9 protein-coding genes are annotated in these 12235 nt (G+C 34.5%); 6 read left to right on the forward strand and 3 right to left on the reverse strand.

What is annotated here, in order from left to right:
* Positions 1-54 precede the first annotated feature (54 nt).
* Both tilS and C4F50_RS01045 read left to right on the forward strand, forming a co-directional pair.
* Positions 55-1365, forward strand: coding sequence for a tRNA lysidine(34) synthetase TilS (gene tilS / locus C4F50_RS01040; RefSeq protein WP_193844581.1), 1311 nt, complete (start codon positions 55-57; stop codon positions 1363-1365).
* The gene (locus C4F50_RS01045; protein WP_193844582.1) at positions 1365-3467 is read left to right on the forward strand and encodes a protein-disulfide reductase DsbD family protein; all 2103 of its coding nucleotides are present in this window, start codon (positions 1365-1367) and stop codon (positions 3465-3467) included. Before tilS ends, C4F50_RS01045 begins: the two co-directional genes overlap by 1 nt.
* A 307-nt stretch (positions 3468-3774) precedes the next feature.
* Here C4F50_RS01045 and C4F50_RS01050 read toward each other — a convergent pair whose 3' ends face one another.
* The 3 genes from C4F50_RS01050 to C4F50_RS01060 all read right to left on the reverse strand — a co-directional run bounded on the left by C4F50_RS01050 (position 3775) and on the right by C4F50_RS01060 (position 9779).
* Positions 3775-5091: an ammonium transporter gene (locus C4F50_RS01050; RefSeq protein ID WP_193844583.1), complete on the reverse strand. Its 1317-nt coding sequence runs from the start codon at positions 5089-5091 to the stop codon at positions 3775-3777.
* Between the two features lie 342 nt (positions 5092-5433).
* Positions 5434-6741, reverse strand: coding sequence for an amidohydrolase family protein (locus C4F50_RS01055; protein WP_193844584.1), 1308 nt, complete (start codon positions 6739-6741; stop codon positions 5434-5436).
* A 38-nt stretch (positions 6742-6779) separates the two neighbouring features.
* Complete coding sequence (locus C4F50_RS01060) at positions 6780-9779, reverse strand: amidohydrolase family protein (RefSeq protein WP_193844585.1); 3000 nt, start codon at positions 9777-9779, stop codon at positions 6780-6782.
* A 136-nt stretch (positions 9780-9915) separates the two neighbouring features.
* Here C4F50_RS01060 and C4F50_RS01065 point away from each other — a divergent pair, with 136 nt between their 5' ends.
* From C4F50_RS01065 to C4F50_RS01080, 4 genes are all read left to right on the forward strand, one after another.
* Complete coding sequence (locus C4F50_RS01065; protein ID WP_193844586.1) at positions 9916-10887, forward strand: Gfo/Idh/MocA family protein; 972 nt, start codon at positions 9916-9918, stop codon at positions 10885-10887.
* Between the two features lie 24 nt (positions 10888-10911).
* A complete protein-coding gene (locus tag C4F50_RS01070) occupies positions 10912-11304 on the forward strand; it encodes a hypothetical protein (RefSeq protein ID WP_193844587.1) in 393 nt (130 codons plus the stop codon).
* 160 nt (positions 11305-11464) lie between these two features.
* Entirely contained in the window at positions 11465-11665 is a 201-nt protein-coding gene (locus C4F50_RS01075) for a hypothetical protein (RefSeq protein WP_193844588.1), read from the forward strand.
* 22 nt (positions 11666-11687) lie between these two features.
* On the forward strand, positions 11688-11963 hold the full coding sequence (locus tag C4F50_RS01080) for a hypothetical protein (RefSeq protein ID WP_193844589.1): 276 nt from the start codon (positions 11688-11690) through the stop codon (positions 11961-11963).
* Positions 11964-12235 lie beyond the last annotated feature (272 nt).

Genomic DNA, 12235 nt, shown 5'->3' on the forward strand with positions numbered 1-12235 from the left:
ATGCTTAACATTTCGTTTAAAAATAGATAGAATTTAATTTTTTACTTTTATCAGATGGTTTCAAAATTCCAAAATCATATCGTTTCCAGATTTCCCTTTCTAGCAGAAAAAAAACTCTTTTTGGCTGTTAGCGGCGGCTTAGACAGTATGGTTTTATTGCATTTAATGAAACAATTAGAGTATGAAATCGCGGTTTTGCACTGTAATTTTCAACTTCGCGGTTTAGAAAGTTTTGGTGATCAGGAATTTGTTCAAAACTATTGCGATCAAAATAATATTCCTGTTTTTTCTACTCATTTTGATACCAAAGCTTTTGCAGAAGATTATAAATTATCGACTCAGGTGGCGGCGCGTGAACTTCGATACAGCTGGTTTTACGAACAGTTAGAAGAACAGAATTTCGATTATATTTTAACCGCACATCATGCCGACGATAATCTGGAGACTTTTATTATCAATTTGACTCGCGGCACTGGTCTGGAAGGTTTGACTGGAATTCCAGAACAGAATGATAAAGTAATTCGGCCGCTCTTGTCATTTTCTAGGGAAGAAATCTTGAATTACGCACAGGAAAATACGATCGAATGGAGAGAAGACAGCAGTAATGCTTCGAATAAATACCTCAGAAATAAAATTCGTCATGATTTGGTTCCGATTTTAAAAGAAATCAATCCAAATTTTTTGAATGCTTTCAAGAAAACACAATCGTATCTTCAGGAATCAAAAGAAATGGTTGAAGACGCTTCGATTATGATTTATCAGCAAGTAGCTAAAGAGGCAGGAGAGGATATTCATTTCGATTTAAAACAGCTTAAAAAGCTGCCTAATTATAAATCCTATTTGTACCAATGGCTTAACGAATTTGGTTTTTCGGCCTGGAACGATATTTACGATCTTATAAATGGGCAATCTGGAAAACAGGTTTTGTCGGAACAATTTCGATTATTAAAAAATAGAGAAACCTTGATTTTGAGCCCGCTTTTAGAAATAGAAGAGAGAGAAGAATATCAAATAAATCAAGACGATCAAGAAGTTAATTTTCCCTTAAATTTGAAGCTTTGTAACGTAGGTCACATTAGTTTAGGTTCAAATAAAGCTATATTTGTGGACGCTGAAAAAATCCAGTTTCCGCTTGTATTGCGTAAATGGAATGAAGGGGATGTTTTTTATCCTTTTGGGATGAATGGAAAGTCTAAAAAAGTGAGTAAACTTTTTAAAGACGAAAAATTATCTCTGATCGAAAAAGAAAAAACCTGGCTTTTGTGTTCTGATAATCAAATTGTTTGGGTTGTCGGAATTAGACAGGACGAACGTTATAGAATAAAAAATACTACAAACAAAATACTTAAAATAGAACTGCAATAATGAACTTTACGCAATACCATCAGACAATCTTGTCAAAAAACGTTTGGACTAAAACCATTTTACTTTTCTTGTTTTTCTTTGCTGCCTTTACAACTGTAAACGCGCAAATGGTAGAACCTGTCAAATGGACTTCTAAAATTGAAAAGAAATCAGGAAATAATGCAGTTATTATTTTTGAAGGAACAATAGACAAAGACTGGCATGTATATTCTCAATTTACACCAGACGGAGGACCGCTTGCTTTGGAGATTTCGTTTAAAAATCAAAAAGGAAATTACGAGCTGGTTGGAAAAGCTAAAGAAGGAAAAACCAAAAAAGCATTCAACGATATTTTTGGTGTAGATGAAATTTTCTTTGAAGGAAAAGCACGTATTGAGCAGGAAATTACAATTGTGAATCCGAACTTAAAAACGGTTGAAGCAGAATTGGATTATCAGGTTTGTAAAGAAGTCTGCATCAATTCTAATAAAAAATTCACGATTGCAATTCCAGGAAATTTCAATGTTGCGGCAATTCCAACAGTTTCAGAAGTAAAACAAGACGAAACCAAAAGAGTTGGATTAGCGATCGATACGGCTGTAAAAACCCCAACTGCTTCAGAAAAAATTGAAGTTAAAAAAACGGATAATGTTGCTGCAGAAGTGGTAAACGAGGCAGAAAAACCTGCATCGTCTAGAAGTTTATCCTCTATCTTTTTTATTGCCTTTTTATCAGGATTTGCAGCGTTGTTGACGCCTTGCGTTTTCCCGATGATCCCAATGACAGTAAGTTTCTTTACCAAACAAAGTAAAAGCAGGGCAAAAGGAATTAGAAATGCTATTATTTACGGACTTTCTATTATTGCAATTTATGTGATTTTGGGTCTTATTGTCACTAAAATATTTGGTGCAGATGCATTGAATGCGCTGTCTACAGATGTTTGGTTTAACTTGATTTTCTTTGTTATCTTAATCATTTTTGCTACTTCATTTTTGGGGGCTTTCGAAATTATGCTTCCAAATTCATGGGCCAACAAAGCTGATCAGCAGGCAGACAGAGGCGGTATCATCGGAATCTTGTTTATGGCTTTGGCTTTGGCAATTGTATCTTTTTCTTGTACAGGGCCAATTGTTGGAACACTTCTGGTTGAAGCGGCTTCTAATGGAGGTATTGCTCCAGTTGTCGGCATGTTAGGTTTTTCTTCTGCATTAGCGCTTCCGTTTATGTTTTTTGCCATGTTCCCAGGTTATTTAAATTCACTGCCAAAATCGGGAGGCTGGTTGAATACTGTAAAAGTCGTTCTAGGATTTTTAGAATTGGCATTAGCATTCAAATTCTTATCAAACGCAGATTTGGTTTTACAATTACATTTCTTAGAAAGAGAAGTTTTTATTGCAATCTGGATCGCTATTTTTGCTGCTTTAACTTTATATTTATTCGGAAAAATTACACTTCCTCACGATAGTCCGATGCAGCATATCTCAGTTGGAAGATTGTATTTAGGACTGCTTACTTTAGTCTTTACAATGTATTTAGTTCCGGGACTTTGGGGAGCACCGTTAAAATTGATTAGTGCTTTTCCGCCGCCGCCGCAATATAGTGAAAGCCCGTTTGGAGTTGGAGGTTCTGGTAATGGAACTACTTCGTCAGGAACTATAAAAGGACTTCCGGAAGGTGCAGAATTAGGCCCGCACGGAATTATGGTTTTTCACGATTATGAAGATGGAGTGGCGTACGCGAAAGAAATCAACAAACCAATCATGCTTGATTTTACAGGTTATGCTTGTGTGAATTGTAGAAAAATGGAAAATAATGTTTGGTCTGATCCGACAGTTTTACCGATTTTAAAAAATGATGTGGTACTAATTTCATTGTATGTAGACGATAAAAGAGAATTGCCAAAAGAAAAGCAATTTGTTACAAAAGCCGGAGATAAAATTATTACCGTTGGTGATAGATGGACCGATTTTATGATTTCTAAATACAAAACCAATACACAGCCTTTGTATGTAATTACAGATTTGGAAGGCAATAATTTAAACAGCTCTAAACCAACAATCAGTTACGTAAGTACAGCGGAATATTTGCATTGGTTAAAAGAGGGAATTGGGAATTTTCGTTAATTAGAAAATTAGAAAATTAGAAAATTAGAAAATTAGAAAATTAGAAAATTAGAAAATTAGAAAATTAGAAAATTAGAAAATTAGAAAATTAGAAAATTAGAAAATTAGAGATTAAAGATGTTAAACCACTATCGCATAATCTAAAATCTACAATCTATCCCGAGGCTTCGGGACTAAAATCTAAAATCTAAAATCTGCAATCTAAAATCTACAATCTAAAATTCAAAATCTACAATAATCAAAAAAGCACTCTAAAATAACTAGAGTGCTTTTTTTATCAAGTAACGAAAGTGAAAATTAATTTTTCTTATAAGAATTCTCCGTGTTGAGAGATGTCTAATCCTAACTCTTCTTTTTCTTCTGTAACTCTTAGCGGTGTAATTTTATTTACAATAAAGAATAAAGCATAAGAAGCAACAAAAGCAAAGATAGAAACGATAACCAGAGCAGTTAATTGGTTGATGAATAAAGTTGGAGTTCCGAAGATTAAACCTTGATTGTCTCCAACTGCTGGATTGATTGCTTTTGAAGCAAAAACACCAGTTAGCAACATACCTACCATACCACCAACACCGTGACATGCGAATACATCTAGAGCGTCATCGATTTTTCCTTTAGGGAATTTGCTTACTACAATATTACTCACAATTGCAGAAAATAATCCGATGAAGATTGCGTGAGGGATGCTTACGAAACCTGCAGCAGGAGTAATCGCAACAAGTCCTACAACAGCACCGATACAAGCTCCAAGAGCAGATAATTTATGACCTAAAATTTTATCAAGGAAAACCCAAGCCATTGCAGCAGCAGCAGCAGCAACAGTAGTCGTTCCTAAAGCTTGAACAGCAAGACCATTTGCTCCTAAAGCAGATCCAGCGTTAAAACCAAACCATCCGAACCAAAGTAAACCTGTTCCTAATAATACATAAGTAATTCTGGCAGGGTTGGCTTTTTGTACTTTTCTTTTTCCTAAAAACATAGCTCCGGCTAATGCGGCCCATCCAGCACTCATGTGTACTACAGTTCCTCCTGCGAAGTCAAGAACTCCCATTTTAAAGAATACGCCATCTGGATGCCAAGTCATGTGCGCCAGCGGTGCATATATTAATATGATGAATAAAACCATAAACAATAAATAAGCCCAGAAACGAATACGCTCTGCAAAAGCACCTGTAATTAAGGCAGGTGTAATGATAGCGAATTTTGCCTGAAACAATGCGAATAACATAAATGGAATTGTCGGGGCAAGACTCCAAGCAGTGCTGGTTCCCACACCTTCAAAAAACAAATTAGAAGACGGATTCCCGATGATACCTCCAATAGTTGGTCCAAAAGCTAATCCGAAAGCAACAACAACCCATAATATTGTAACAATTACCATCGCCATAAAACTTTGCAGCATAGTACTAATTACGTTTTTCTTACCTACCATTCCTCCATAGAAAAATCCTAAACCTGGTGTCATCAACAATACAAATGCCGTTGCAACGATCATCCAAGCTGTATCTCCTGTGTCAAACTTTACAGCTTCGGCTGGAATTGGGTTATCCGAAATGATAAAGTTCGATATAAAGGTTAGTACTAAAATAGTGATAAGAATCACACTTAAAATAATTTTTCGCATAGTTATTTAGTTTTAAAATTTTTTATAAAAGTATAAAATGAATCGACACCCCAATAAAAAATAGGGTATGTTGTTTGATTTTTGTTAATTTTTCATTTTAACCCCCTGTGTTTTGATTCTATTTGTTAAAAAGAACTTAAAATTTACAATTTGTTAATTTGAAACAACCTTGAATTGCATTTTTTACTGCTTTAAAGCTTTAAAACTGATTAATTATTGCTGTATTTGGACTAATTGTTGTGTTATTAATTGTGTTTTTCTAAAAATAAATGTTTTTTAAAATAAAATGGCATCAAACGAATAATTCGCTTGATGCCATTTTTATAAGAAGAAATGCTAAAATTATTTCTGGTTGTATTTTGCTTTAAACTTATCGTTTAATTTAACTTGAAAAGTTTCTAAGCTGATAGTACGTCCCTGAATAAAAGCTGTTGTTAATTTATTTGTTCTCATGTCAAGAGCATCACCGTCAGAAATAAACAAGGTCGCATCTTTACCCGTTTCCAAAGTGCCGCAGGTGGTATCAATACCTAATAATTTTGCTGTATTTGAAGTAATCAATTGAACTGCTTTTTCTTTATCAAGGCCAAATGCTGCACAGGTTCCCGCTAAAAATGGAAGGTTTCTTACACTCATACGTTCATGATCGCCGCTGTTTTCCAAACCTACAAGAATACCTTTGTCTACTAATATTTTAGCCATTTTGTATGGTAAATTTACATCTTGATCGGCACTTGTCGGCATATCGTGAACACGTCTTAATAAAACACCAACATTGTATTTTTTTAATACATCAGCAGCTTTATAAGCTTCAAAACCGCCTACGATCACAATTTTGCTTATCCCGTTAGCAACAGCCAGCTGGATAGCATCTACAATTTGTTTCTCTTCATCTGCGTGAATGTAAAGAATTTGAGTTCCGTCAAACAAACCTTTTGCTGCTTCCAAGACAATATTTCTTTCCTTTGCTGCCCCTTGGTTATACGCTTTAGCATTCATCAAAAAAGCATTTACTGCTTCTGCTTGTTTAGGATACTCTTTATTTGGTTCGATAATGCCTGGCTCAAACCAGCTTCCAGATCTTTTAAAACTAGATGGAAAGTTTAGGTGAATTCCATCATTTTCTTTTAAAATAGCATCGTTCCAGCTCCAGGCATCTAATTGTACAACAGATGAGGTTCCGGAAATTGTGCCTCCTCTCGGCGTAATCTGTGCCATAAGAACGCCATTTGGACGAACCGTTTCTACAACTTTGGATTCTGAATTATAAGCAATAATACTTCTCACATTCGGATTAAAACTTCCGATTTCTTCTTCGTCATTAGAAGATTTTACGGCATCAATTTCTACCAATCCCAATGTGGTATTGGGTGCAATAAAACCGGGATAAACATGTTTTCCTGCTGCGTCAATTGTTGTATCATAAGCATTCTCTGCCAGTCTGATTGTTGAAGCATCTGCAACTAAAGTTAATTTTCCGTCTTTAAAACCGATTGCGCTGTTCTGGATCACGGTTCCGTTTCCTAAGTGCGCTACCGCATTTAAAATTAAAACCGATTTGGATTGTTTTGGCGCTGGTATCTGCTGTGCGCTCAGTTGTACAGAAGCACAAAACAGTAAGGCCAGTTTGTATATATTTTTGTGTGTCATCTTTTCTCTATTAAGTATTACAAATTTTCTAAAAGTTCTTACCATTGTTCCAGAGTGTCGCAGTGGTATTCTTTTTTCTCTTTTCGTGTTGGCTGCTGTGTGCTGTTTCCTTTGTTTTTTTCTTGCAGCATCTGCCCAATCAATTCATTTCTTTCTTTTGTAATAGCCAATTGTTTTTGAGCATCTTTTTCGATATCAAAATAAACAACTCCTTCGATAATTGTTTTTTCAGCTTTAGCATAAATAGATAACGGATTTTCACTCCATAAAACAACATCCGCATCTTTACCAGCTTTTAAACTTCCCACTTTATCGTCGATATGTAATAGTTTGGCAGGATTCAGCGTCACAAATTTCCAAGCATCTTCTTCAGAAACGTTTCCGTATTTTACTGCTTTTGCTGCTTCCTGATTCAAACGTCTTGACATTTCGGCGTCGTCAGAGTTATAAGCTACAACCAATCCTTCATTGTGCATAATCGGTCCGTTGAAAGGGATCGCATCGTTTACCTCAAATTTATACGCCCACCAATCAGAGAAAGTAGAAGCTCCAACACCATGTTGTTTCATTTTATCGGCAACTTTATAACCTTCTAATATGTGCGTAAATGTATTTACTCTGAAATTGAATTTTTCAGCCACATTCATCAACATTAAAATTTCAGATTCTATATACGAGTGACAGGTAATAAAACGCTCTTTGTTTAAAATTTCTGCTAAAGTCTGTAATTCTAAATCTACCCTTGGTGCTTTTCCTTTTTTAGAACCAGCGTTGAATTTTTTCCAGTTTTCATCATATTCTTTCGCTAATTGAAAATAATCGGTAAAAACTTGTTCAACACCCATTCTGGTTTGAGGAAAACGAGTCGGATTATCAATTCCCCAATTCGCTTGTTTTACGTTTTCACCCAAAGCAAATTTGATGAATTTTGGCTGGTTTTTATAAAGCATTTCTTCTGGAGAAGATCCCCATTTCCATTTGACGATTGCAGAACGACCGCCAATTGGGTTTGCAGATCCGTGTAATAATTGAGAAATAGTCACACCTCCTGCTAAATCTCTGTAAATATTGATATCCTCAGAGTTTACAACATCCTGAATCGTTACCTCGGCAGTAGAGTTGTGCCCGCTTTCGTTCACCCCTTTAGAAATCGCAATATGCGAGTGTTCGTCAATAATACCGCTTGTAAGGTGTTTTCCTTTAGCGTCAATTACCGTTGCAGCTGCATCAGAAAGATTTTTGCCCACTGCAGCAATTTTTCCGTTTTTAATTAAAACATCCGTTTCAGTCAAAATACCCTCTTTTTCGTTTGTCCAAACAGTAGCATTTTTAAATAATAAAGTCTGCGCTGTTTGTTTTTTAGTTTCTCCAAAAGCAACGTTCGGATAGGTTATTGGCATTAATGGATTTGGTTTTTCTGCTTTAGCAGTATCTTTTACTGCTGTAAAAGCACTTGTTTTAACAGCATTCCAAACCAATTCATCTCCGTTTGATAAAATTGCTTTACCAGACAAATTAGATGGGTTTTCGATCAATCCTGTCAAACGTGTAAAACTAGATTTGATAGTATCTGCTGGTTTGATTACCAGAGTAATCCAGTTTTTGGCGATAGAAAAAGTACTTTTTACTTTCTTAGAATCTGTTGTAGTAATCTCCGATTTTTGAGCCTCAGCAGTTCCATCGATTTTCCATTTGTAAGTATCTTTTCCAACCGTTAAATCGTAATTACCGCGAATGTCTTTTGCGTTAAGGTCATTTACAACAAATTTAGATCCTTGAACCCAGTTTTCGTATAAAACCGTTTTCTCGTCAAAAATTTCACCAGAAGTAATGATAAAGTTAGCATAACTGCCAGCTTTTAGACTTCCCACTTCATTACTTTTTCCTAAAAGAGCGGCAGGAACAGTAGTTAAAGCTTCTAAAGCTTTTGTTTTATCAAAACCATATTTTATTGCTTTTAATAAATTAGGTTTAAAATCTTCTATCTTTTTTAATTTATCTGTGGTAAGCGCAAATACAACTCCGTTATCCGAAAGTACTTTTAAATTGGCTGGAGCCTGATTCCAAAAACGCATATCGGCCAATTCGATCTGATTGGATAAGTACGGATTAGAAACATCATAAGCTTCTGGGAAACTGATCGGAATGATATATTTGGCATTCGTATTTTTAATTTCTTCAATTCTTTCAAATTCGTTTCCGCTTCCTTTCAAGATGTAATTTAAATTGAACTCTTTTGCGATTTTAGCCGCTCTCAAACTATTCAATTTATCTTCTGAAGCAAAAATCTGAACCAGTTTTTCGTTAGCTGCCAAAGCTTCCAATGACAAATCTTTGGTTTCAGAATTTCCTTTTTTGTACCAGTCTAAATCCAAGTACATCTGACGAAGTAACGCCATCATACCCATTAAAGAACTTGGATACGCCTGAGCAGTCAAGGCACTTTTTGTAAATGCAAAGTGATTGGTAACCTTATTGGCAATAATCTGGTTTTTGTTGTCTGTATTGTTTAGGGCAACCAAAATACCAGTTCCTTGAGCAATTCCGTCAGGAACGTGGCTTCCTACCACTCCAAAACCGGCTTTTAGTAATTCATCTGCCTTTGGCTGGTCGTATTTAAAAGCTTCATAACCATTAACTTCAGGTCGTACACTTTCGTTCCAGTAATATCCCGTTTTTTTAGTGTCGTAACTCTGATTTCGGTTACGGCCCGGAGGCAGATTGCTTTTTGGTTTTTCGATACCAAAAGTGGTATAAATGTCAATAAAAGAAGGATAAATTGTTTTTCCTGAAAGATCAATCGTAATGCTGTTTTTAGGAACAGTAATACTTGTTCCAACAGCAATTACTTTACCGTCTTGGATCAACAAAGATCCTTTTTCAATTTTTTGAGTCGGAGTTACATAAATAGTGGCATTCGTTAAAACAGTAAAGTTTTTGTTTTGATTGTGCACACTTTCATTAACAGGGAAATAATCTTGAGCATAGGTTTTTGTTAAAAAAACACTCAAAAAGAATAAGAGTAGGGCTTTTTTCATATGGTATTTTCAATTTTGCTGCTAAAAATATGAAATATATGTTATAACCGTTTTGTTTTTTTGAAATGTTTTATTTTTAATTTTAGCGAATATTTAAATAATGGCTTTAAGTAAAAGTCTCTAAACAATTTTAGGAATGGAAAATAAAAAAGTAAAATGGGGAATTGTCGGCCTCGGAAATATTGCTGGTCAGTTTGCATCCGATTTACTCTTACTAAATGATGCTGTTTTAACCGCTTGTGCATCAAGAGACAAAAACAAAGCCGCAGCATTTGCAATTGAATACAATGCTGCGAAAAGTTACGATTCTTATGAAGCCTTATTTAATGACGAAGAAATTGACATTGTGTATATAGCTACGCCCCATAATTCGCACACCGATTTAGCAATCAGAGCGTTAGAAAAGGGTAAACATGTTTTGTGCGAAAAGCCAATGGCATTATCTTATAATGATGCCGTTCGAATGACTGCGGCTTCTAGAAAACACAATAAATTTTTTATGGAAGCATTCTGGACACGTTTTATTCCTGCAATTCAAGATATTTTGCAAAAAGTGAATACGAAAGAAATAGGAGAACTAAACTACATAAAAGCCGATTTTGCTTTTTACGGAAGTGAAACCGACAACCAACGCCTTTTTGATAAAGAAATGGGAGGAGGAGCACTTTTTGACATCGGTGTTTATCCTTTGTTTTTATCGTATTTACTTTTAGGAAAACCAAAAGAAATAATTGCCAAATCGATAAAACATAAAAATGATATTGATCTTCAAACCTCAATGATTCTTCAATATAAATCGGCGCAGGCTGTTTTGCATGCATCAATAGTTTCAGATTCCGATTTGAAAGCTTCGATAAGCGGTACAAAGGGAAGAATAGAAATTAATTCGCCGTGGTATGTTGCAGATGGATATTCGTTACTTAAAAATAATGAAGAAGCTGTTTTCACGTTTCCCGTTCTTGGAAAAGGATATACGCACGAAATTATCGAATGTCATAATTGTATTCGAAGCAATCAGATTGAAAGCTCACTTTGGTCACATCAAAATTGTTTGGATTTGAGTGAAATAGTGGAGGAGATTAAAACGCAGATTGGTTTAACATTTTAGGTATTTAGTTAATAGTATAATGATATGATTGAGAAAACAGAATACCTTGCAAATAAAATCAATGAGTTTGTTCAGAAATATGGAGAAGTACCTCCTCATTGGATTTTCAAACCAGACTCACATCCCTATAGTATTGTTTGGAGATACGGAAGTGGTGACGAATTTCGGGACTGTTATTACATTTGGTTCGAAGAAAATCTTAAAACAACAGAACAAAAAATTGATTATTTTAAAAAATATTCTCCCCCGCCAAGATGGATGGCATCAGTAATTGAGGATATCTGGGAACTTGAGGGATGGAATGAACCGTTTTTTGATTACACGCCTTATTTAAAAAAGCTTGAAGAATATGGTTTTGAAGGAACAGCTGAATATGAAAGTGATTTGAATGATGAAAAATGGTTAGTTAACGAATAGAATCTATAAATAAAAAAGCATTCCGTAGGAATGTCTGGTTGGTAGTAGAAATTAATTTAGATTGCGATTAAACGTGCTTTGGGAACGTTTAAAATAATTAATTCCCCAACGAATTATTAATACTAAATCTCGCTTACATTTACCTTCAAAATAACAATAATTGACTGCTATGGTAATTGCAGACTTAAAAGCAGCTTATGATTTTAATGCAAAACAAAGAAAAGATTTAAAGAAATCACTTAAAGCTTCTGGTATCGAAAACTATAATAGTAATGGAGTTTACCAAGATTTAATCGTAGTTCAAGAAAATCTATATAATGCATTACAAAATAGAATTAATGCTATCAAAATGATCTGGTAATGGAATTAAACCCAAAATAAAAATGAATATATTAAAGAAAATAGTTGGTGTTATACTATTACTATTAGCGGTTTTACTTTGTTTTCCTGCGTTCTATGCATTTCCAATTCAATTTGAAAGATGCAGGAAAAAATTTGAAGATGGGTTTGTGGGTGCTCCAGGTGGTGCAATTGCCCTTATTACTTGTTTTGTGCTTTATGTTCTTATTACATACTTTTTAGTAAAATTTGGTTTGAAATTAATCAGAAAGAAAAAAAGTAATTATAAAGCAATTGATGAAATTGGGATAAAAGAATAATAATATACAACAAACAACTTTTATAATAATGAAACGTTAGTTCGATTAATTTAAGATTTAAAAGATATTAAAAAAACAAATTGTATTAGAATTATAAAGGTTTTCTCTTACAAGCATAACCATATCCAGCATATTCTATTTCTTTATCAGCAATTTTTTTTAAATAGTCTCACTTCTTAATAAGATTTCAATATTTCCCTGCATCCAGATACCACGCATATTAATGTAAAAAAATATTTACAAATATTATTTTTTACTTCCGTTTAATTAGA

It is taken from the genome of Flavobacterium hungaricum, assembly GCF_015182285.1.
In the GTDB taxonomy this organism is placed as follows: Bacteria; Bacteroidota; Bacteroidia; order Flavobacteriales; family Flavobacteriaceae; genus Flavobacterium; species Flavobacterium hungaricum.

Bases quoted from the DNA above. Each gene is read 5' to 3' on its own strand.
- tilS (WP_193844581.1), top strand. From the start codon at position 55: ATGGTTTCAAAATTCCAAAATCATATCGTTTCCAGATTTCCCTTTCTA.
- C4F50_RS01045 (WP_193844582.1), top strand. From the start codon at position 1,365: ATGAACTTTACGCAATACCATCAGACAATCTTGTCAAAAAACGTTTGG.
- C4F50_RS01050 (WP_193844583.1), bottom strand. From the start codon at position 5,091: ATGCGAAAAATTATTTTAAGTGTGATTCTTATCACTATTTTAGTACTA.
- C4F50_RS01055 (WP_193844584.1), bottom strand. From the start codon at position 6,741: ATGACACACAAAAATATATACAAACTGGCCTTACTGTTTTGTGCTTCT.
- C4F50_RS01060 (WP_193844585.1), bottom strand. From the start codon at position 9,779: ATGAAAAAAGCCCTACTCTTATTCTTTTTGAGTGTTTTTTTAACAAAA.
- C4F50_RS01065 (WP_193844586.1), top strand. From the start codon at position 9,916: ATGGAAAATAAAAAAGTAAAATGGGGAATTGTCGGCCTCGGAAATATT.
- C4F50_RS01070 (WP_193844587.1), top strand. From the start codon at position 10,912: ATGATTGAGAAAACAGAATACCTTGCAAATAAAATCAATGAGTTTGTT.
- C4F50_RS01080 (WP_193844589.1), top strand. From the start codon at position 11,688: ATGAATATATTAAAGAAAATAGTTGGTGTTATACTATTACTATTAGCG.